The 21,958-nt window shown below is 71.8% G+C and carries 14 protein-coding genes; 6 read left to right on the forward strand and 8 right to left on the reverse strand.

Annotated features, from left to right (window positions below; all coding sequences use genetic code 11):
- Positions 1-11: 11 nt before the first annotated feature.
- Positions 12-1,841: an NHL domain-containing thioredoxin family protein gene (locus tag EV284_RS25205; protein WP_130337981.1), complete on the forward strand. Its 1,830-nt coding sequence runs from the start codon at positions 12-14 to the stop codon at positions 1,839-1,841.
- A 1-nt stretch (position 1,842) separates the two neighbouring features.
- Here EV284_RS25205 and EV284_RS25210 read toward each other — a convergent pair whose 3' ends face one another.
- The 3 genes from EV284_RS25210 to EV284_RS25220 form a co-directional block, all read right to left on the reverse strand.
- Positions 1,843-2,088, reverse strand: a complete 246-nt coding sequence (locus EV284_RS25210; RefSeq protein WP_130337983.1) for a DUF6458 family protein — start codon at positions 2,086-2,088, stop codon at positions 1,843-1,845.
- A gap of 93 nt (positions 2,089-2,181) precedes the next feature.
- A complete protein-coding gene (locus EV284_RS25215) occupies positions 2,182-3,492 on the reverse strand; it encodes a M18 family aminopeptidase (protein WP_130337985.1) in 1,311 nt (436 codons plus the stop codon).
- Between the two features lie 85 nt (positions 3,493-3,577).
- A complete protein-coding gene (locus tag EV284_RS25220; RefSeq protein ID WP_130337987.1) occupies positions 3,578-5,404 on the reverse strand; it encodes an acyl-CoA dehydrogenase in 1,827 nt (608 codons plus the stop codon).
- Between the two features lie 169 nt (positions 5,405-5,573).
- Here EV284_RS25220 and EV284_RS25225 point away from each other — a divergent pair, with 169 nt between their 5' ends.
- The 3 genes from EV284_RS25225 to EV284_RS25235 all read left to right on the forward strand — a co-directional run bounded on the left by EV284_RS25225 (position 5,574) and on the right by EV284_RS25235 (position 8,292).
- Positions 5,574-6,047: an SseB family protein gene (locus EV284_RS25225; RefSeq protein ID WP_130337989.1), complete on the forward strand. Its 474-nt coding sequence runs from the start codon at positions 5,574-5,576 to the stop codon at positions 6,045-6,047.
- A 112-nt stretch (positions 6,048-6,159) separates the two neighbouring features.
- Positions 6,160-7,137: a pirin family protein gene (locus EV284_RS25230; RefSeq protein WP_130337991.1), complete on the forward strand. Its 978-nt coding sequence runs from the start codon at positions 6,160-6,162 to the stop codon at positions 7,135-7,137.
- Between the two features lie 111 nt (positions 7,138-7,248).
- Entirely contained in the window at positions 7,249-8,292 is a 1,044-nt protein-coding gene (locus EV284_RS25235; protein ID WP_130337993.1) for an AI-2E family transporter, read from the forward strand.
- On the opposite strand, the gene EV284_RS25240 is transcribed toward EV284_RS25235, so the two are convergent.
- Positions 8,289-10,478 (reverse strand): SpoIIE family protein phosphatase, encoded by a 2,190-nt coding sequence (locus EV284_RS25240; protein WP_130337995.1) that lies wholly within the window; start codon positions 10,476-10,478, stop codon positions 8,289-8,291. The genes EV284_RS25235 and EV284_RS25240 overlap by 4 nt on opposite strands.
- Positions 10,479-10,653: 175 nt before the next feature.
- Between EV284_RS25240 and aspS the strand changes: the two genes are divergently transcribed.
- Positions 10,654-12,417 (forward strand): aspartate--tRNA ligase, encoded by a 1,764-nt coding sequence (gene aspS, locus EV284_RS25245; protein WP_130337997.1) that lies wholly within the window; start codon positions 10,654-10,656, stop codon positions 12,415-12,417.
- Between the two features lie 91 nt (positions 12,418-12,508).
- Here aspS and EV284_RS25250 read toward each other — a convergent pair whose 3' ends face one another.
- Together EV284_RS25250 and EV284_RS25255 are read right to left on the reverse strand one after the other, a co-directional pair.
- Positions 12,509-15,712, reverse strand: a complete 3,204-nt coding sequence (locus EV284_RS25250) for a VCBS repeat-containing protein (RefSeq protein ID WP_130337999.1) — start codon at positions 15,710-15,712, stop codon at positions 12,509-12,511.
- Positions 15,713-15,782: 70 nt separating this feature from the next.
- On the reverse strand, positions 15,783-16,478 hold the full coding sequence (locus tag EV284_RS25255) for a nucleotidyl transferase AbiEii/AbiGii toxin family protein (protein ID WP_130338001.1): 696 nt from the start codon (positions 16,476-16,478) through the stop codon (positions 15,783-15,785).
- A 126-nt stretch (positions 16,479-16,604) separates the two neighbouring features.
- Here EV284_RS25255 and EV284_RS25260 point away from each other — a divergent pair, with 126 nt between their 5' ends.
- Positions 16,605-17,966: an FG-GAP and VCBS repeat-containing protein gene (locus tag EV284_RS25260; RefSeq protein WP_130338003.1), complete on the forward strand. Its 1,362-nt coding sequence runs from the start codon at positions 16,605-16,607 to the stop codon at positions 17,964-17,966.
- Positions 17,967-18,044: 78 nt separating this feature from the next.
- On the opposite strand, the gene metG is transcribed toward EV284_RS25260, so the two are convergent.
- Positions 18,045-19,760, reverse strand: coding sequence for a methionine--tRNA ligase (gene metG / locus EV284_RS25265; protein ID WP_130338005.1), 1,716 nt, complete (start codon positions 19,758-19,760; stop codon positions 18,045-18,047).
- A 119-nt stretch (positions 19,761-19,879) separates the two neighbouring features.
- On the reverse strand, positions 19,880-21,955 hold the full coding sequence (locus tag EV284_RS25270) for a VWA domain-containing protein (protein WP_207229130.1): 2,076 nt from the start codon (positions 21,953-21,955) through the stop codon (positions 19,880-19,882).
- Positions 21,956-21,958 lie beyond the last annotated feature (3 nt).

The following is a 21,958-nucleotide window of genomic DNA, read 5'->3' on the forward strand; positions in this document are numbered from 1 at the left end:
ACCCTTGAAGCATGAACGACTCCGCTTCTCGACGTGTCCGTGTCCGCGCTCCCGAGCTGGTCGGCAAGGGCGGCTGGCTGAACACCGGCGATCAGCAGTACACCCTGTCCGACCTGCGCGGACGCATCGTCATCCTCGACTTCTGGACGTTCTGCTGCATCAACTGCCTGCACGTCCTGGACGAGCTGCGTGAGCTGGAGGAGCGGCACCGGGACACCGTGGTCGTGGTCGGTGTGCACTCCCCGAAGTTCGTGCACGAGGCCGAGCACCAGGCGGTCGTGGACGCGGTCGAGCGGTACGGCGTGGAGCACCCCGTGCTGGACGACCCGGAGCTGGCCACCTGGAAGCAGTACGCGGTGCGCGCCTGGCCGACGCTGGTGGTGATCGACCCGGAGGGGTACGTGGTCGCCCAGCACGCCGGTGAGGGGCATGTGCACGCCATCGAGCGGCTGGTGGACGAGCTGGAGGCCGAGCACGAGGCCAAGGGCACCCTGCGCCGGGGCGACGGCCCCTACGTGGCGCCGGAACCGGAGCCGACCGTGCTGCGCTTCCCCGGCAAGGCGCTGCTGCTGCCCTCGGGGACCTTCCTGGTCAGCGACACCACCCGGCACCAGCTGGTCGAGCTGGCCGAGGACGGCGAGAGCGTGGTGCGCCGGATCGGCACCGGTGCGCGCGGCTTCACCGACGGCTCCGCCGAGCGGGCGTCCTTCAACGAGCCGCAGGGTCTCGCGCTGCTGGACGACGGCTCCGTGGTCGTCGCCGACACCGTGAACCACGCCCTGCGCCGCCTGGACCTCGCCTCCGGCGCGGTCACCACCCTGGCCGGCACCGGCAGGCAGTGGATGCAGGGCGCCCCGGCCTCGGGACCGGCCCGCGAGGTCGACCTGTCCTCACCGTGGGACGTGGCCCTCTTCGGCGGCCGGGTGTGGATCGCCATGGCGGGCGTGCACCAGCTCTGGACGTACGACCCGGTGGCAGGGACCGTCCAGGTCGCGGCCGGAACCACCAACGAGGGTCTGGTGGACGGACCCGGCGCCGAGGCCTGGTTCGCGCAGCCCTCCGGGCTCGCGGCGGCCGGCGACCGGCTGTGGCTCGCGGACTCCGAGACCTCCGCGCTGCGCTGGGTCGACACGGACGGCGCCGTGCACACCGCCGTCGGCACCGGCCTGTTCGACTTCGGGCACCGGGACGGCGAGGCCGGGCAGGCACTGCTCCAGCACCCGCTGGGTGTCACCGCGCTGCCGGACGGCTCGGTCGCGGTCGCCGACACCTACAACCACGCCCTGCGCCGCTACGACCCCGCCACCGGCGAGGTCACCACGCTCGCCACCGACCTGCGCGAGCCCAGCGACGCGGTGCTCGTCGGCGACGACATCGTGGTGGTCGAGTCCGCCCGCCACCGGCTGACCCGGCTGCGCCTGCCCGAGGAGGCGGTGCGCGTGGAGGCGGTCGCCCACCGCACGCGGCGCGCGGCCACCGAGGTGGCCCCCGGACGGCTGCGGCTGGACGTGATCTTCCAGGCGCCGGCCGGCCAGAAGCTGGACACCCGCTACGGCCCCTCGACCCGGCTGCTGGTCTCCGCGACCCCGCCCGAGCTGCTGCTCAAGGGCGAGGGCGCGGACAGCGACCTGAGCCGGGAGCTGGAGCTGGACCCGGCCGTCACCGAGGGCGTGCTGCACGTCTCCGCGATGGCCGCCTCCTGCGACGACGACCCGGCGAACGAGTACCCGGCCTGCCATGTGCACCAGCAGGACTGGGGTGTCCCGGTGCGCCTCGTCGTGGGCGCGGCGGACCGGCTGCCGCTGGTGCTGGCCGGCCTCGACGCGGGCGACGCGCGCTGAGTCAGGCGCCGTAGCCGTCCGAGTAGCCGTCGCGCGGCGCGGGCCGCTCCTCCTCCACCACGCGGGTGGGCGGGACGACCACGCGGCGGCGCCGGGCGATGCCGCTGAAGGTCGCCAGGCCGATGAGGCCGGCGGCCATGAAGATGATGCCGACCAGGTCGAGGTTGACGCCGCTCATGTGCCAGTCGGTGGCAAATGTGAGGATCGCTCCCACGGCTATCAGGATGATGCATCCGCCGAGGCCCATGAGATCTCGCCTCCCCTTCCGGTTCCGGAATCTCCGGTCCCGTTCGGCGGATACCCCCCATCCGGCCGGTTAGCCACCCGGCCGGGTTGTCAACTACGCCTCCAGGAAGGCCGTCAGGGCCTCGGCGAGGAGGAACGGGTCGTCCGCGCCGCAGAGTTCGCGCGCACTGTGCATGGAGAGGATCGCGACACCGATGTCCACCGTGCTGATGCCGTGGCGGGCGGCGGTGATGGGGCCGATGGTGGTGCCGCAGGGCATCGAGTTGTTCGAGACGAACGTCTGGAACGGCACCCCGGCCCGCTCGCACGCGGCGGCGAACACCGCGCGGCCCGAACCGTCCGTGGCGTAGCGGTTGTTGACGTTCACCTTGAGGATCGGGCCGCCGTTGATCCGCGGGTGGTGCGTGGGGTCGTGCCGCTCCGCGTAGTTGGGGTGCACGGCGTGCCCGGTGTCGGAGGAGAGGCAGACGGTGCCGGCGAAGGCACGGGCGCGGTCCTCGTAGGAGCCGCCGCGCGCGAACACCGAACGCTCCAGCACGCTGCCGAGCAGCGGGCCGTCGGCGCCCGTGTCCGACTGGGAGCCGTTCTCCTCGTGGTCGAAGGCGGCCAGTACGGGGATGTGGGTGAGCGTTTCCCCCGAGGTGGCGGCGGCGATCAGCGCGGCCGTACCGGCGTGCACGGAGAGCAGGTTGTCCATCCGGGGCCCGGCGACCAGCTCGCGGTCCCGGCCGAGGTAGGCGGGCGCCTCGACCGGATAGGTCATCAGGTCCCAGCCCGCGACCGAACCGGGCGCCAGCCCGGCCTCCTCCTCCAGGAAGGTGATCAGGTCGCCCTCGCGGACGTCGTTCCCGAGACCCCAGACGGGCTGGAGGTGGCGCTGCTTGTCGAGCTTGAGGCCGTCCACCGAGACCGAGCGGTCCAGGTGGATGGCGAGCTGCGGCACCCGCAGCAGCGGGCGGTCGATGTCGACCAGGACCGAGCTGCCGTCGCGCAGGGTGAGCCGGCCGGCGAGACCGAGGTCGCGGTCGAGCCAGGAGTTCATCAGCGGGCCGCCGTAGATCTCCACGGCGACCTGGCGCCAGCCGTGCGCGCCGCTGTCCGGCTCGGGCTTGACCCGCAGGTTCGGGGAGTCGGTGTGCGCGCCGACGATCCGGAACGGCGTGTGCGGGGTGGCGCCCTCGGGGACGTACCAGGCGATGACCGCGCCGCCGCGCAGCACGTACCGCCCCCCGGCGCCGGTGCCCGCGGGGGTGTCCCACGCCTCGGTCTCGGTGACCTGGGTGAAGCCTGCCTCCGCCAGCCGCGCGGCGACGTTCGCCACGGCGTGGTACGGCGTCGGGCTCGCCGCCAGGAAGGCCATCAGGTCGTCGGTGTGGCCGCGGTCGAAACGGGACGGTGCGCTCATGGCGTTTACCTTAACGACGAGCGCAGGCCCGCTCTCCGACAGGAGGAAGCGGGCCCGCGCGGGGTCTTCGGAAGCAGGACGCGGACTAGAACGCGGCCTCGTCCAGCTCCATCAGGTCCAGGTCGACACCGGAGGCGACCTTGCGGGCCAGGGTGACGCCGGGCAGGACGTTGGCCGCGAAGAACTTCGCCGCCGCGATCTTGCCGGTGTAGAACGCCTTGTCCTTCGCCGAAGCGGTCTCCAGCTTCTCGGCGGCGACGGCCGCGCCGCGCAGCAGCAGGTAGCCGACGATCACGTCACCGGAGGCCATCAGCAGGCGGGTGGTGTTGAGGCCGACCTTGTAGATGTTCTTGACGTCCTGCTCGGTGGCCGCGAGGTCGGTCAGCATCAGGCCGACGATCGCCTCCAGCTCGACGGCCGCCTTGGCCAGGTGCTCGCGGGCGCCCGCCAGCTCCTCGCCGCCGGTGGCCAGCGCCAGGAACTTCTTGATGTCCTCGGCCAGGCCGTTCAGCGCGGCGCCCTGGTTGCGGACGATCTTCCGGAAGAAGAAGTCCTGGCCCTGGATCGCGGTGGTGCCCTCGTAGAGGGTGTCGATCTTGGCGTCGCGGATGTACTGCTCGATCGGGTACTCCTGGAGGAACCCGGAGCCGCCGAAGGTCTGGAGCGACTGCGCGAGCTGCTCGTAGCCCTTCTCGGAGCCGTAGCCCTTCACGATCGGCAGGAGCAGGTCGTTCAGCGCGTGCTCGACGGAGGCGTCCTCACCGTTCGCCTCCTTGACCGCGATGGTGTCCTGGACGGAGGCCGTGTGCAGCACGAGGGCGCGCATGCCCTCCGCGTACGCCTTCTGCGTCATCAGCGAGCGGCGCACGTCGGGGTGGTGGGTGATGGTGACCTTCGGCGCCTTCTTGTCCATGAAGTTGGCGAGGTCGGGACCCTGGACGCGCTCCTTGGCGTACTCCAGCGCGTTGAGGTAGCCGGTCGACAGGGTCGAGATTGCCTTCGTGCCGACCATCATGCGGGCGAACTCGATGATGCGGAACATCTGGCGGATGCCGTCGTGCTTGTCGCCGATCAGCCAGCCCACGGCGGGGTGGCGGTCGCCGAACGTCATCTCGCAGGTGTTGGACGCCTTCAGGCCCATCTTGTGCTCGACGTTGGTGGCGTAGACGCCGTTGCGCTCGCCCAGCTCGCCGGTCTCGCCGTCGAAGTGGTACTTCGGCACCAGGAAGAGGGAGAGGCCCTTGGTGCCGGGGCCGGCACCCTCGGGGCGGGCGAGGACGTAGTGGAGGATGTTCTCCTCCATGTCGTGCTCACCGGAGGTGATGAAGCGCTTCACGCCCTCGATGTGCCAGGAGCCGTCCTCCTGCTGCGCGGCCTTGGTGCGGCCGGCGCCCACGTCCGAACCGGCGTCCGGCTCGGTGAGGACCATGGTGGAGCCCCAGGTCTTCTCGACCGCGATCTTCGCCCACTGCTTCTGCTCCTCGGTGCCCTCCTCGAAGAGGATGCGCGCGAACGCGGGGCCGGAGGAGTACATCCAGATGGCCGGGTTGGCGCCGAGCACCAGCTCCGCGTAGGCCCAGATCAGGGACGGCGGGGTGTTGGTGCCGCCGATCTCCTCGGGCAGGCCGAGCCGCCAGTACTCCGAGTCCATGAAGGACTTGTAGCTCTTCTTGAAGGAGGCCGGCACCGGCGCGGTGTTGGTCTCGGGGTCGAAGACCGGGGGGTTGCGGTCGGCGTCCACGAAGGACTCCGCCAGCTCGTTCTCCGAGAGGCGGGTCAGCTCCGCGAGGACCGACTTCGCGGTGTCGGTGTCCATCTCCTCGAACGGGCCGGTGCCGTACAGCTTCTCGCGGCCGAGGACTTCGAAGAGGTTGAACTCGATGTCGCGCAGGTTGGACTTGTAGTGCCCCATGGTGACTCCATCACGGACTCGGCGAGGCACTGACTCCTCGCGGCTGATCACGTACCAACAAGTGACTACGATGATGCTACCCGTCGGTAATAAGACGCAACCCCGGCGGGTGTGAGAAGGCTCTACCGCTCTCCTGACCCCGCCGCCCGGGCTCGGTACTCTTGCGCGCATGTACGGCTACGACCAGAACGTGGGCGCCCAGCAGAGTTACGTGCCGCCGCAGCAGCAGCAGCCGGGTGGTGTCGGCGGGTACGGCCAGCAGCCGCCGCTCTACCCGGAGCCGTCCGCGCCCTCGCTGGCGGACGCGGTGCGCGCCTTCACCACCGGGCAGATGCCCGCCGAGGACTTCCAGCAGGTCTTCGCCACCTCCAAGGTGTACTGCCCGCGCGGTGACACCCCCGGCTTCCTCGCCCTGCACAACACCCAGCAGCCGGTGATCCCGATGTTCACCTCGCTGAAGGAGCTGCGCCGGTACGCGGGCAAGGAGTCCAAGTACTTCGTGATCACCGGCGCCGAGGTGATCGACCTGCTCCCCACCGGCTACGGCTTCGTGGTCGACATGGAGGGCGAGCACCGGATGGTGTTCGACGCCAAGGCGGTGGAGCAGATGGTGGAGTTCGCCATGCGCCGGATGTACGGATAGTCCCTGTTCGTCGGTGGAGAGGCCCGGAGGGAATTACCTCCGGGCCTCTCGTGTTGTGGCTGGCGAAAAGTTCAACGCTCAACTAAAGTGAGTCCACAAGGAGGTACCGACCATGCCTGCAGTGACCGTCGAGAACCCGTTGACGCTGCCCCGTGTGACCGCGTCCGCCGAGGCCGTGTCGCGTCCGGTGCTGACCGTGACGACCGCGCCGAGCGGCTTCGAGGGCGAGGGTTTCCCGGTGCGCCGCGCCTTCGCCGGGATCAACTACCGCCACCTCGACCCGTTCATCATGATGGACCAGATGGGTGAGGTGGAGTACGCGCCGGGCGAGCCCAAGGGCACCCCCTGGCACCCGCACCGCGGCTTCGAGACCGTCACCTACATCATCGACGGGATCTTCGACCACCAGGACTCCAACGGCGGTGGCGGCACCATCACCAACGGCGACACCCAGTGGATGACGGCCGGCTCGGGCCTGCTGCACATCGAGGCCCCGCCGGAGCACCTGGTCATGTCGGGCGGTCTCTTCCACGGGCTCCAGCTCTGGGTGAACCTCCCCGCCAAGGACAAGATGATGGCGCCGCGCTACCAGGACATCCGGGGCGGCAGCGTCCAGCTGCTCACCACCCCCGACGGCGGCGCGCTGCTGCGGGTCATCGCCGGCGAGCTGGACGGGCACGCGGGTCCCGGCATCACCCACACGCCGATCACCATGATCCACGCGACGGTGGCGCCGGGCGCCGAGATCACCCTGCCGTGGCGCGAGGACTTCAACGGCCTCGCCTACGTGCTCGCCGGGCGCGGCTCGGTGGGCGCGGAGCGCCGTCCGGTGCGCACCGGACAGACCGCGGTCTTCGGCGCCGGATCCGCGCTGACCGTCCGTGCGGACGAGAAGCAGGACTCCCACACCCCGGACCTCGAGGTCGTCCTCCTCGGCGGACAGCCCATCCGGGAGCCCATGGCCCACTACGGTCCGTTCGTCATGAACACCAAGGACCAGCTCATGCAGGCCTTCGAGGACTTCCAGAAGGGCCGCCTGGGCACGGTTCCGGCGGTGCACGGCATGACGGAGAGCGGCCCGCAGGGCTGACGCCGGCCCAGGGGGCGGGAGCCCCCTGGGACAGCACCCCGGCACCGGTCCACTCACCCACCCGGCCCGCCCAGCAGGGCACCCGGCCCCACGGCGTGCTCCGCTGGGAGGGTGCCGCTTCTCCCCGTACCCGTGCGCCGGTTCGCCGCCTGGTGTGCCGTGCTGCTGCTGGCGGCAGCCCTCGGCTGGGTGGGCATCCGCCTGTGCGGAGAGCTGCGCACCGCGGTCACCCCCGTACTGCTCGCCCTCCTCGGCACCGCCCTGCTGGGCCCCCTGTACCGCTGGCTGCTCAGGATGAAGCTGAACGCCAGCCTCGCCGCCGCGCTGACCTGCGTGGCCGTCGTGGCAGTCGTCGGCGGGGCGGTCTACATCGTGGTCGCCGCCCTCGTCGACACCGGGGACGAGATCGTGGCGTCCCTCCGCGAGGCGGCCAAGGCCGTCGCCCGGCACTTCGGCGCCGCCGGCACCGGCCTGGACGACCTGGCGGGCAACGCCCGCGAACTGCTGGGCAAGTTCGGCGGCACCGCCGTCTCCAACGTCATCAGCGGCGTCAGCGTGGTCGGCGAGACCATCGCCATCGCCGTACTCGCCCTGCTGCTGGTCTTCTTCTTCCTGCGCGACTCCCACCGCGCCCTGCGCTCCCTGCGCGGCTTCGCCCCAGCGGGCACCGCCGACGTGGTGGAGGCCATGGCGCGCCGGGCCTTCGAGGCGGTCGAGGGGTTCATGCGCGGGACGACGATCATCGCGCTCATCGACGCCGTCTGCATCACCGTCGGCCTGCTGATCCTGCGCGTGCCCGGCGCGGTGGGCCTCGGCGCGCTCGTCTTCGTCTCCGCCTACATCCCCTACCTCGGCGCCTTCCTCTCCGGCGCGGTCGCCGTCCTGGTCGCCCTCGCGGACCGGGGTGTCGTGATCGCGCTCTGGGCGCTCGGGGTGGTGCTCGCCGTCCAGGTGCTGGAGGGGCACGTGCTCCAGCCGGCCATCCAGAGCCGCACCGTGCAGATGCACCCGGCGGTGGTGATGCTGACGATCACCGCGGGCGCCTCCGTCGCGGGCATCCTCGGCATGCTCCTCGCCGTCCCCCTGACCGCGGCCGTCTTCGGCGTCGTCCAGGAACTCCGCGAGCGGTACGGCGCCCCGCACGAGCAGCCCTAGAAGGCGTCCATCGCCTCGTCGTCCTCCTCCGGGCGCTCGTACAGCTCGAACCAGATGCTCTTGCCCTCGCCGCGCGGCTCGACCCCCCAGGCGTCGGCGAGCATCTCGATCAGCATCAGGCCGCGCCCGGAGGAGGCCAGTTCACCGGGGCGGCGCTTGTGCGGGAGGTCGTCGCCGCCGTCGGTGACCTGGACACGCAGCCGGCGCTGGTCGTGCTCGCCGAAGATCTCCGCGAGCAGCAGCGCGTCGTCGTCGGTGTGCACCAGCACGTTGGTGATCATCTCCGAGACCAGCAGCACCGCCGCGTCCACCTGCTCGGCCGGCGTCCAGTCGTGCAGCAGCTCCCGCAGGTGCTGGCGGGCCTCCGCGATCCGCTCGGGCTCGTCCTGCGCCACCGACAGCAGCGTGCTGCGTACCCGGGTCCGGGTCGTGGCCGCCGGACCGCTGAGCCCCCAGCTCTCCCCGCTGCGGAACAGCAGCAGCACCGCGATGTCGTCCTCGCGGCGGTCGGTCAGCGGGCCGGTGGTGTGGTGCGAGGAGGGCCCGTGCACCCCCTGTACCAGCGCGTCAGCGAGCCCCTCCAGACCGTTCTCGCGCTCCGACTCCTTGGCGCCGTACCGCTCCAGGATGGTCCGGATGCGCCGCCAGCCGCTCTCCATGTCGTGGCCGCCGGTCTCGATGAGGCCGTCGGTGCACAGCATCATCGTCTCGCCGGGCTCCAGCGTGAACCGCGTCGTCGGGTAGTCCCCGTCCGGGTCGACGCCCAGCGGCAGGCCGCCCGCGGTCGGCCGGAGCACCACCGTGCCGTCGGGCAGGCGGATCACCGGCTCGGGGTGCCCGGCGCGGGCCACCTCCAGGCGCCCGGTCGCCGGGTCGGCCTCCGCGTACAGGCAGGTGGCGAAGCGCAGGTCGGTCATGTGCTCGTCGTGGGTGATGCCGTGCAGGAAGCGGGAGGCGCGGGAGAGCACCGCGTCCGGGCGGTGCCCCTCGGCCGCGTAGGCCCGCAGCGCGATCCGGAGCTGGCCCATCAGGCCCGCCGCCCGTACGTCGTGCCCCTGCACGTCCCCGATGACCAGCGCGAACCTGCCGCCCTGCGCGGTGGTCGGGGAGACCCCGCCGGGCAGCGGGATCATGTCGTACCAGTCGCCGCCCACCTGGAGGCCGCCGCCGGTCGGGATGTAGCGCGCGGCCACGCCCATGCCGGGGATCTCGGGGAGCAGCGACGGCATCATCGAGCGCTGGAGCCCCTCGGACAGCTCCCGCTGGGTCTCCGCGTCGCTCGCCCGCGTCAGCGCCTGGGCCAGCATCCGGGCGACCGTGGTCAGCACCGCCCGCTCGTCCGGGGTGAACGCCACCCGGTCGCTGAACGCCGCCATCCACGCGCCCCGCGTCCGCCCGCCCAGCGTCAGCGGCAGGAACGCCCACGAACAGCGCCCGAACCGCTCGGCCAGCGGCCAGGTGGCCGGATAGCGGTCCCGGTACTCGCCGGGCGTGGAGAGATAGACGGCCTGGCCGGTACGGACCACCTCGGCGGCCGGATAGTCCGTGGCCAGCGGCATCTGGCTGAAGGGGCCGCTGTCGCCGGGGAGGTAGCCGTGCTGGCCGATGATGGTCAGCCGGTCCCCCTCCACGCCGAACACCGCGAGCCCGTCCGGGGTGAAGCCCGGCATGGACAGCGTGGCCGCCACCCGCAGCACCTCCGCCGTCGACCGCGCCTCGGCCAGCGCCCGTCCCGCGTCCAGCAGGAACGCCTCGCGCGAGCGCCGCCAGTCTCCGGTGATCGCGCTACGCGCCGAGGACGTGCCCGGCGCCGGCTCGATGACCTCCTGAAGGGTGCCGACCAGCTCGTACGCCCGCCGCTCCCGGTCGTAGGCCGGCTTGGACCGGCTGCGCACGACCCGGACGGTACGGCCCTCCGCGTCCACCACCCGGATGCGTACCTCGGCGAGCGTGCCGCGGGCCACGGCGAGCGGGATGACGCCGGTGATCTCGTGCCAGTCGGAGGGGTGCATCCGGGCACGCGCCTGGTGCTCGGTGAGGGTGGTGGGACGGGCCGGGAGCCCGAGCAGCCGCGCCGCCTCCGCGTCCACGGTGACCATCTCCGTGGACGTGTCCCACTGCCAGATCCCCGTGGCGAGGGAGACGAGGACATCCCCCAGGGACGGCAGTGGCTCACCTGTGCGCATTGCCCCACTTTAAGAAGGTCATCCCCACTACTGCCACCCTGGTTCGCCCAGGGGTAATGGTGGGGAGGCGATCACGGGGTGCCCGGTACCCTTGATGGGTCCGGGCCCCGTGCCCGTTCTGGCCGGGGAGAGCACACACCCGGCGAAGAACCCCAACGAAGGACGATGAACGACGATGCATCGGTACAGGTCCCACACCTGCGGCCAGCTCCGCGCCTCCGACGTCGGTACCGACGTCCGGCTGAGTGGCTGGCTGCACAATCGGCGCGACCTGGGCGGCATCCTCTTCATCGATCTGCGTGACCACTACGGCATCACGCAGCTCGTGGCCCGCCCCGGCACCCCCGCGTACGAGGCGCTGGACTCCATCACCAAGGAGTCCACGGTCCGCATCGACGGCCGCGTTGTTTCACGTGGAACCGAGAACGTGAACCCCGAGCTGCCCACCGGTGAGATCGAGGTCGAGGTCGCGGAGGTCGAGCTGCTGGGCGCCGCCGCCCCGCTGCCCTTCACGATCAACGCCGAGGACGGGGTCAACGAGGAGCGGCGCCTGGAGTACCGCTTCCTGGACCTGCGCCGCGAGCGCATGCACCGCAACATCATGCTGCGCACGGCGGTCATCTCCGCCATGCGGCAGAAGATGTCCGCGATGGGCTTCAACGAGATGGCCACGCCGATCCTGTCCGCCACCTCCCCCGAGGGCGCCCGCGACTACGTCGTGCCCTCGCGGGTCCACGCGGGCCGGTTCTACGCCCTGCCCCAGGCGCCGCAGCAGTTCAAGCAGCTGCTGATGATCTCGGGCTTCGACCGCTACTTCCAGATCGCGCCCTGCTTCCGCGACGAGGACGCCCGCGCGGACCGCTCGCCGGGCGAGTTCTACCAGCTCGACGTCGAGATGAGCTTCGTCGAGCAGGAGGACATCTTCCAGCCGATCGAGAAGCTCATGACCGAGCTGTTCGAGGAGTTCGGCGGCGGCCGCCACGTCACCTCGCCCTTCCCGCGCATCCCGTTCCGCGAGGCGATGCTCAAGTACGGCTCCGACAAGCCGGACCTGCGCGCCAAGCTGGAGCTCGTGGACATCACCGACGTCTTCGAGGGCTCGGCGTTCAAGGCGTTCGCGGGCAAGCACGTGCGGGCCCTGCCGGTGCCGGACGTCGCGGGCCAGAGCCGCAAGTTCTTCGACGGCCTCGGCGAGTTCGCCGTCTCGCAGGGCGCGCAGGGCCTGGCCTGGGTCCGCGTCGGCGAGGACGGTTCGCTGACCGGCCCGATCGCCAAGTTCCTCACCGAGGAGAACGTCGCCGAGCTGACCAAGCGTCTGTCGCTGGCCCCCGGCCACGCGGTGTTCTTCGGCGCGGGCGAGTTCGACGAGGTCTCCAAGATCATGGGCGCGGTCCGCGTCGAGGCGGCCAAGCGCGCGGACCAGTTCGAGGACGGCGTCTTCCGCTTCTGCTGGATCGTCGACTTCCCGATGTACGAGCGGGACGAGGAGACGGGGAAGATCGACTTCTCCCACAACCCGTTCTCGATGCCGCAGGGCGGCCTGGAGGCCCTGGAGACCCAGGACCCGCTGGACATCCTGGGCTGGCAGTACGACATCGTCTGCAACGGTGTGGAGCTCTCCTCCGGCGCCATCCGGAACCACGAGCCGGACATCATGCTCAAGGCGTTCGAGATCGCGGGCTACGACCGCGACACGGTCGAGGACAAGTTCGCCGGCATGCTCCGCGCGTTCCGCTTCGGCGCCCCGCCGCACGGTGGCATCGCCCCCGGCGTGGACCGCATCGTCATGCTTCTCGCCGACGAGCCCAACATCCGCGAGACCATCGCCTTCCCGCTCAACGGCAACGCCCAGGACCTCATGATGGGCGCCCCGACCGAGCTGGACGAGTCCCGCCTGCGCGAGCTGCACCTGAGCATCAGGAAGCCGCAGCCGAAGTAGGGCACAGGGAAGGGGCCCGGAACCGACAGTCGGTTCCGGGCCCCTTCCCTTTTCCCGTCCCGCCCGCTCCGGCGGGGCGGGCGGAGGCCGGTCAGGCCAGGAGCTTGTAGCCGCCCCATCCGGTCGCGATCTGGGTGCGTCCCCCGAACGAGCCCTTCCCGTCACCGCTGTTGCGGTACAGCTTGCCCGCGGTGTCCCGCGAGACGATGTCCGCCTTGCCGTCGCGGTCGAGGTCCCCCGCGCCGACGACGGTGTCGTACGCCGCGCCCCATGCGCTGAACACCTTGGCGCGGGCGCCGAAGGTGCCCTTGCCGGTGCCGGCGTACCGGTACAGCGTGTTCGACGTGTCCTGGACGAGCAGGTCGCCGATGCCGTCGCCGGTCAGGTCGCCGGTGCCGACGATCTTCCGGTACCCCTTCCAGCTGTCGTACAGCTTCACCCGGGCGGACAGCGTGTGCGTGCTGGTGCCCTTGAAGAGGTACACCGTGCCGGTGGAGGCGTTGCGGGCGACCAGGTCGGCCCTGCCGTCGCCGCTGATGTCACCGGGCGAGGTCAGCACGTCGTACTGGTTCCAGCCGCTGGTCCCCAGGGTCGTGTGGGACGTCGTCGGCCTGGGCGCGGTGCCGCAGGCCGGCTTGTAGAGCTGGAGGGCGCCATTCGTCGGGCGGATCAGCACGTCGTTGCAGCCGTCCCCGCTGAGGTCGCCGAAGGGGACGGCCTTGGTGCCGGCCGCCCAGCCGCTGCTGGAGATCTTCTGCGAGAACGTCCCGCGGCCGGTGCCGACCTGATAGGTCAGCGCCCCCGCGGAGTTGAGGGTCAGCAGGTCACCGACCCCGTCCGGTCCCTCCAGGCTGCCGAAGTCGTGCCGGACCGGCGCCCCGTGGTCGAGGAGGCCGCTGCCCGAGGCCACGGTGACGGCGCCGGACGTGCCCAGGCCGGTCGCCTTCAGCGTCCAGGTGAACCCGCCGCTCGGGAACCTGCTCCCGCCGGAGGTCTTGCCGTTCCAGCCGGCCCCCAGCCGGGCGGTGGCCGCCGTGCCGGTGAACGTCCGGGCGGCCTTGCCGGTCTCGCCGCTCTGCACCGAGGTGAGGGTCAGCGACCAGGAGGTCACGGGGCGCGACAGCAGCCACTCGCCGTGCCAGGAGTCGGACGTGGCAGGCGTGGCATGACTGTCGGTGTCGGACTCGAAGGCCGTCAGGGCGGACGGGGTCACGCCGGTGGTCGCGACATGCGTCTGCTCGTTCGTGTCGAACCAGGCGACCAGGCCGGTGTACTCGTCGACCGTCCAGCGGTGGCGGCGGTCGGCGGCCAGGCCGGTGTCGGGTACCCGTTCGGCGATCACCCGGGTGGCGCGGGTGGCCGCGTCGGTGAGCACGAGGGTGTCGGCCGCGTGGTCGTGGCGGACGGTGAAACCGTCGCCGAGCAGGACGTCACCAGGACTGACGGCGACCGAGGTGCCCGCCTTGGTGTCGTACACACCCGCCGAGGCCGTCCCGCAGGCCCAGTACAGCCAGCGGCCCGCGGCCTGGAGCTCGCTCGGCACGCAGCCGGCGCCCGGGATCGTGACCGTGCTCAGGGTCTTGTCCGTGGTGAGGCTGTACGACGTGACCTGGCCGTTGCCGGTGCCCGCGCTCCAGAGGACGGAGCCGTTCAGCGCGGCGGTGCGGACCGGGCGCTTCAGCTTGGTGGTGTAGCCGAACCGCGCCACGTACTGCTCGGGCTTGGCGCCGCCGGAGTTGTACACCACGTACCCGTCGGAGACGTCGACGATCGAGCCGCCCTGGGTGCCGAACTTCAGGTCCCAGCCGGAGGACGGGGGGTCGCCGATCGCGACCAGCCGGTCCGCGTCGTTCAGGCCCGTGCCTCCCTCGTCGATGTCGTCGAACGTGTCGAGGTAGACGTCCTTGGGGCTGGTGCCCTTGTTGCCCCACATCGCCGAGCAGGTGGTGCCCGGGTAGGGGCACTTGGGGCTGACGGAGGCGCCCGCCGTGGGCGCGGACGCGGTCAGCGTGGTGGTGCCGTCGGTGGCCAGGGTGGTGACGGAGGTGGTGTCCGAGGTGCCGGAGGGGTTGTCCTCGGCCACCCGCAGGCTGCCCCGGCTGAGCGCCAGGCCGGTCTTGGGGTTCTCCCACGGCGCGACCTTGTACAGCTTCTCCAGCCGTGGCGTGCCGTCGGCGCCCCGGCCGACCCGGTGCACCCACCAGTCGGCCGCGCCCGTGCCGCCGGTGACGAGCGCGCCGCCGTCCGGGGTGGCCACGGGGTCGCCGTAGGAGCGGGTGAGCAGGGTCCTGCGGGACCCGTCGGCCAGGGAGACGGCCGTGACGGCACCGCGGTCCGCGACCAGGACGAGCCAGTCCCCGACGAGCACCGGGGTACCGGTGGCGCCGGTGGCGGCCACCGGTACCTCTTCGGCGGCGGTGAGATCGGCACGGGACTTCAGATGCAGGCCGCCGCCCGGGCTGTACCAGCCGATCCGGTCGCCGGTGAGCACCGGCGTCAGGCCGGCGTCGGCACCGTGGAAGACCTCGGTGAACTCGGCGGTGGCGAAGTCGAGATAACCGACGTCGTAGGTGGCGGGGCCGCCGGAGGCGTCGCGGGGGGCGGGGCGGGCGATCAGCGCGCCCTTGGCGTCGCCGGTGCGCCTGGAGGTGCCGGCGCCCCACTCCTGGCCGGCCGGCCAGCCGGTGACCGCCCGGTCGCGCTGGCCGCCGTCGGTGAGGTCGAGCAGTTGCAGCCAGGCCCGCGGCTCGGCGTCGACCGGGGTGTCCCAGTGGGCGGCGACGACGGTGGTGCCGTAGGTGCCGACGTACTCGGTGCGCGGCATGTCCAGGGTGCGCGGCGCGCCGCCGCCCGGAGTCCACAGCGACACCGGTTCGGTGTACGAACGGTGCGGCAGTGCCACGGTGTCGGCGCCCTGGCCGAACATGCCGGAGGGGCACGAGACGGCCATGTCACCGCAGTTGGCGGTGGCCGGCTGGTACGGCTGGTAGCCGGGCCCGTTGGGCGGTCCGTCGACCGGCGTGGTGTCGCCGTCGGCGTACCTCGTCCAGAGCAGGCCCGCGACACCGCTCTGCCGGTGCAGGAAGCCGGTCGTCCCGGCCGCGAGCAGCCGTTCGGCGCGTGGTGTCTCGGTGCGCGGGTCGTCCAGCACGATCTCCGTGGTCCCGGCGCCCGGGGTGCCGGCCGCCTGGGCGGCCTCCCCGCCCCCGGAGAGCGTGATGCCGGTCGCCACGGCGACCGCGAGTGCGGAGACGGCGGCGGTCAGACCGCCCCGTCGCAGGGCGCGTCTGCCCACTTCAAGTCCCTCCCCGCGAGGGTCCCCCCTCGCTCAAGTGAGCGAACTTTACCAGCCACTTGCCGGGCTCTTACCGAGCCTCCGGCTCCTCGGTCCCGTAGTCCGGGGACGCGCCGTCCTCCAGCAGCCGTTCCGCGATGTCGTCGGACCAGTGCTGGGCCCAGGCGCGCAGGGGGCCGACCTCGTGACGGGGGAGGCCGAACCGCAGGAACTCCAGGTCGGAGTAGAAGTCGGTGCCGGTCAGGCGGGACTGGAGGGTGGGCAGGTCGAAGGCGTCGTACGCGTGCCGGCGGCCCAGCGCCTCCAGCTCGGGCAGCGAGTGGCGCTCGGCGGCGGCGCGGGCGTCGATCAGATCCACGGCCGCTCCCCGGTCGTACAGCGCCCGGATCTTCGTACCGATGGAGTCCGCGAGCGAGAGGGCCGGCCCGTACGCGGTCAGTTCGGGCGGCTGCCAGAAGGCTTCCTTGTGCAGGGCGAGCGGGACGGACGCGCCGGTGGGCGGGTCGACGACGCGGAGCTGGGCGGTCCGCGCGGTGACCGCCTCCACCCGCACCCCCCGCCCCCGCGCCTCCAGCGCGGCGGCGAGCCCGTCGGCGATGCCCTCCATGGCCTCGGCGCTCTCGGTGGCGAAATCGAGGTCGCCGTGCTTCCGCCGGAGCAGGCCATGCGCCTCGAGGGCGTGCCCCCCGGCGAGCACGAGGCCGTACGGACTCCCGGCACTGACGACGTCGCCCAGGAGGCGCTGGTGTGGTTCGGGGATGCTCACGGCATCCGTACTCTGCCAGATCCCTGCCCGCTACAACCGTAGGTCTCCTTCGAGGGTCTGGTGTGGCGCGGTGTCCGTCCGAGGAGCGGATGGACACCGCCTGGAGAGCAGCGGAAGGACAGGCGAATGAACGCAGGCAGGAGGCTGGCCGTGCTGGCCACCGCCACGGTGGTCTCCCTGGGCGCGGTCGTCCTCGGCTCGGGTGCCCCCGCCGGTGCCGCTTCGGCCGCGAAGGCCCCGGCGACCGGCAAGCGGACCGACTTCAACGGGGACGGCTACGCCGACCTGGCCGTCACCTCGCGGGACGCCGTCACGGTGCTGTACGGGGGGAAGACCGGCCTGAGCGCCGGCCGGAACCAGCTCATCACCCCCGTCAAGGACCTGGACGACGGCAGCTACTGGGGCTTCGGCAACACGATGGCCACGGGAGACCTGGACGGCGACGGATACGACGATCTCGCCGTCGGCGCCGAACCCCAGGGGCCCAGCCTGGCGATCGTCTGGGGCGGCCCGAAGGGCCTGTCCGGCCGCACCCCCCTCAAGTTCACCAGCGACGTGAGCGTGGTCGCGGGCGACTTCGACGGCGACGGCCGGAACGACCTGGTCGTGTCGGCCTCGACCGGCACCGAGCTGCTGCGGGGACCGTTCGGGCGCGACGGCTCGTCCGTCTCGTCCACCCGGCTCGACACCGGTCTCGCCACCGGCGGTCCCAGGGCCGCCGGGGACGTCAACGGCGATCACGTGGCCGACCTGCTGCTGATCGGCAGGGACGCGGGCATGAGGGCCGAAGCGTCCCTGCTCCTCGGCTCCAAGAACGGCTTCGGCGCCCCCAAGGTCATCCCCACCATGGTCAACTCGGGCACGATCGCGGACGTCGACGGAGACGGACACGGGGACGTGGTCCTCGGTGCCGGACTGGAGGGCTACCAGCCCAAGGGTGTCGTGGGCGGTTCCGTCGTCGTCATGTACGGCGGCTCCGGCGGCCTGAGCGCCACCCGCAAGCCGGTGCGCATCAGCCAGGACACACCGGGTGTTCCCGGCGTCGGGGAGACGTACGACCGGTTCGGCTTCGACCTGGACGCCGGCGACGTGAACGGCGACGGATACGCCGACATCGCGATCGGCGTGATGCAGGAGAACGTCTCCGGGGTCACCGCGACGGGCACGGTGACGGTGCTGCGCGGCTCCCCGAAGGGGCTCACGGGCACCGGTTCGGTCTCCTACAACCAGAACACGCCCGGTGTGCCGGGAGTCAACGAGAAGTACGACGAGTTCGGCTGGGCACCGCGTCTCGTCGACATGAACGGCGACCGGCGCAGCGAACTCGCCGTCGGCACGGACGGCGAGAACGGCAGCGAGGGCAACCTCTGGTACTTCAAGTCGGGCAGCGCCGGGCTGACCACGAAGGGCGTCGTCTCGGTGGGCCCCCGGTCCGTCGGGCTGCCCACGGCGAAGTACCGCTACTTCGCCCGCTACCTGGTGAAGTGATCCGGCGCCCGGGCCGACGCACCGACCCGGGCACGGCGAAGGCCCCGGCGCACGACGCGCCGGGGCCCTGGCCGTGTCTCAGGCGGGCTGACCGCCGAAGCGCTCCTTGTACGTCTCCAGGTCCTCGTCCGTCAGCTTGGCGAACAGGACCGGGGGGACGGTGAAGGGGATGCCGGGGGCGAGGGTCGTCAGGGACCTGGCCTCGGCCTCGGTGATCCAGGTGGCGGTGTCGTCCGGGAGGGCGAAGGCGGCGCGCATCGCCGCCGCCGAGGACGGGATGAAGGGCTCGGAGACCACCGCGTAGAGGTGGATCAGGTTCATCGCGGTGCGCAGGGTGAGGGCCGCCGCGTCCTTGTCGGTCTTGATCTCCAGCCAGGGGGCCTTCTCCTCCAGATAGGAGTTGCCGGCCGACCACAGGGCGCGCAGGGCGGAGGCCGCCTTGCGGAACTGGAGCGCCTCCATCTGGTTCTCGTACTCCGCGAGCAGCCCGGCGATCTCCTCGCCCAGGCGGGTCTCCGCCTCGCCGGGCTCGCCGCCCGCCGGGACCTCGTCGCCGAAGCGCTTGCGGGAGAAGGACAGGACGCGGTTGACGAAGTTGCCCAGCGTGTCCGCCAGGTCCTTGTTCACCGTCGCGGTGAAGTGCTCCCAGGTGAAGGACGAGTCGTCCGACTCGGGGGCGTTGGCGATCAGGAAGTAGCGCCAGTAGTCCGCGGGCAGGATGTCCAGGGCCTGGTCGGTGAAGACGCCCCGCTTCTGCGAGGTGGAGAACTTGCCGCCGTAGTACGTCAGCCAGTTGAAGGCCTTGACGTAGTCGACCTTCTTCCACGGCTCGCGCACGCCCAGCTCGGTCGCCGGGAACATCACCGTGTGGAACGGGACGTTGTCCTTCGCCATGAACTGCGTGTAGCGGACGGTGTCGTCCGCCTCGTACCACCAGGACTTCCAGTCGCGGTTCTCCGCGTCCTGGTCCGCCCACTCCTTCGTCGCGCCGATGTACTCGATCGGGGCGTCGAACCAGACGTAGAAGACCTTGCCCTCGGCGGCCAGCTCCGGCCAGGTGTCGGCCGGGACGGGCACGCCCCAGTCCAGGTCGCGGGTGATCGCGCGGTCGTGCAGGCCCTCGGTCAGCCACTTGCGGGCGATGGAGGAGGCCAGCTGCGGCCAGTCCTGCTCGTGCCGGGCCACCCACTCCTCGACCTCGTGCTGGAGCTTGGACTGCAGCAGGAAGAGGTGCTTGGTCTCACGGACCTCCAGGTCCGTGGAGCCGGAGATCGCGCTGCGCGGCTCGATCAGGTCGGTCGGGTCCAGCACGCGGGTGCAGTTCTCGCACTGGTCGCCGCGGGCCTTGTCGTAGCCGCAGTGCGGGCAGGTGCCCTCCACGTAGCGGTCCGGCAGGAAGCGGCCGTCGGCGGGGGAGTAGACCTGGCGGATCGCCCGCTCCTCGATGAAGCCGTTCTCGTTCAGCTTCCGCGCGAAGTGCTGGGTGATGTCGCGGTTCTCGGCGGAGGAGCTGCGGCCGAAGTAGTCGAAGGCCAGCGCGAAGCCGTCGTACACCGCCTTCTGCGCGTCGTGCGCCTGGGCGCAGAACTCGTCCACCGGCAGGCCCCGCTCCTTCGCGGCCAGCTCGGCGGGGGTGCCGTGCTCGTCGGTCGCGCAGATGTACAGGACCTCGTGGCCGCGCTGGCGGAGGTACCGGGAGTACACGTCCGCCGGGAGCATGGACCCCACCATGTTGCCCAGGTGCTTGATCCCGTTGATGTACGGAAGGGCGCTGGTGATGAGGTGTCGAGCCATCGGGGGCTGCTCCCAGGTCGCTACGGGTACGAACCTTGAAATCGTAGCCGACGTGTGTATGCCGCCCGCCTCCCGTTTTACGGGGTGGGACGCGGGCGGCATCGGGGTGCAGCGGGGGGTTACGGGCGCCAGGCGGCGAGTACGCCCTCGTACAGCTCCGCGTCCGTGAGCTCGCGGGGGCTGGGGCCCGCGTGGAAGAAGGACGTGTTTCCGGTCTTCAGCTTGCGGAGGTAGTCGAACGCCTTGTTGTCCTGCTCACCGAAGGCGACGAACGAGAAGAAGACCTTGGGGTGGCTCTTCGCGGCGTTCGTGAGGGCCTGGGTGGCGGGGGTCTTGGCGTCGGGGGCGCCGTCCGTCTGGAACACGACGAGGACGTCGTCCTCGGGGGTGTGGTGCTTGTCGTGGTGGGCGAGTACGGCCTCCACGGCCGCGTGATAGCTGGTGCGGCCCATGCGGCCCAGCTCCGCGTGCGTGTCGTCGATCCTGGTGGCGTGGTCCTCGGTGAGGGTCAGGTCGGTGGTGCCGTCGACCTCGGTGGAGAAGAAGACCACGTGGACGGTGGGCTCCTTGTCCAGGTGGGCCGCGAGCGCGAGGGTCTGGTCGGCGAGGGCCTGGGCCGAGCCGTCCTTGTAGTACGGACGCATGCTCGCGGAGCGGTCCAGCACGAGGTACAGCTTCGCCGCCGTGCCGGCGAGCCCGGCGGCGGCGAGGGCCGCCGCCGCGGCGGTGTGGGCGGTGGTGAGGGAGGGAGTCCGGGCGAGCGCCCCGGCCCCGGCCGTGTCCCCACCCGCGCGGTCGCCTGCGGCGGCCTCAAGGGCGGGAGCGGCGTCCGGCTCGGCGGGGGCCTTCGCCTCGGGCTCGGCCTTCGCCTTGGGCTCGGCCTTCGCCTTCGGCGCGGGGGCGGTCTCCGGCGCGGTGTCGGCTTCCGGGGTGGGGGTGGACTCCGGGTCGGCCTTGGCCTCGGGCTCGGTCTCGGCCTCCGGCTCGGCCGGGGCCTTCGCCTCGGGCTCGGCCTTCCCCTTGGGCGCGGGGGTGGTCTCCGGCGCGGTGTCGGCTTCCGGGGTGGGTGCGGACTCCAGGTCGGCCTTGGCCTCGGGCTGGGGCTCGGCCTTCGCCTCGGGGGCGGTCTTCGCGTCGGCCTCCGGCTCGGCGTCGGCCTTCGGCTGGGCGTCGGCCTTCGGCTGGGCGTCGGCCTTCGGCTGGGCGGCGGCCTTCGGCTGGGCGGCGGCCTTCGGCTGGGCCTCGGCCTCCGTCTCGGCCTTCGCCTCAGGCTCGGCGGGAGCCTTCGCCTCGGGCTCGGCAATGGCCTTCGCGCTGGGCTCGGCCTTCGCCTCCGGCGCGGGGGTGGCCTGCGGGTCGGCCGCGGGTTCCGCCTTCGGGGCCGGGGTGGGCTCGGGCTCGCGGTCAGTCTTCGCCGCCGGGGTGGAGGGGTTCTCCTGGGCGGGAACGGTGTCCTGGTCGGCGTCGGCCTCGGGGGCCGGGGTGCCCTCCGGGGCGGGCTCCGCGACGGTGCCGGCGGGCGGTTCCGTGGACTGTTCGGGGATGGCCGGCTGGTCGTGCTCCGCCGCTGCCTCGGGGAGGGGCTCGGTGCGCTGTTGGGGGACCACCACCTCCGGGTCCGCGTCGAGGAAGGCCGGCTCGATCAGCAGGGGCTCGATCTCCGGTGCCTTCTCCTCCGGAGCCTCTGCCGTCCCGGACTTGTCGGCCTCGGGGGCCGGAGTGACCGGGGCGTCGGCCGCCGGCGCGGTCTCCGCCTCCGTCGACTTCTCCGAGGCGGGGGCCGCCTCGGACACGGGCGTGGGCTCCGCCTTCGGCGCCTCCGCCGTGGCGGGGGCTTCCGACACGGACGTGTTCTCGGCCGCTGCCGTCTCCGGCGCGGCCGTTTCGGCCGACTTCTCCGGGGCGGCCGTCTGCGCCGCAGCCGCGCCGTCCGTCTCCGGCGACTCGTCCGCGGCCTCGGCATCCGCCGGCTCAGGTGACTCCACCGTCTCCGACTCGGCCGGTGTCTTCTGTGCAGGTTCCGCCTTCGGCGACTCCGAGCCTCCCTGGGAGGGGACCTTCGGGTTGTCGAACGCCTCCGTTACCAGGTCGTGCTCCTGGCGAGGGGTCGGGAGGTGGTCTGCACTCTCCGCCTCGGCGGGACGCCCTTTGCGTCCTCGGCCGAACGCGTTCCGCAGGAGAGTGAGAATGCCCATGTG

This window comes from Streptomyces sp. BK022 (assembly GCF_004217355.1).
In the GTDB taxonomy this organism is placed as follows: Bacteria; Actinomycetota; Actinomycetes; order Streptomycetales; family Streptomycetaceae; genus Streptomyces; species Streptomyces griseoluteus.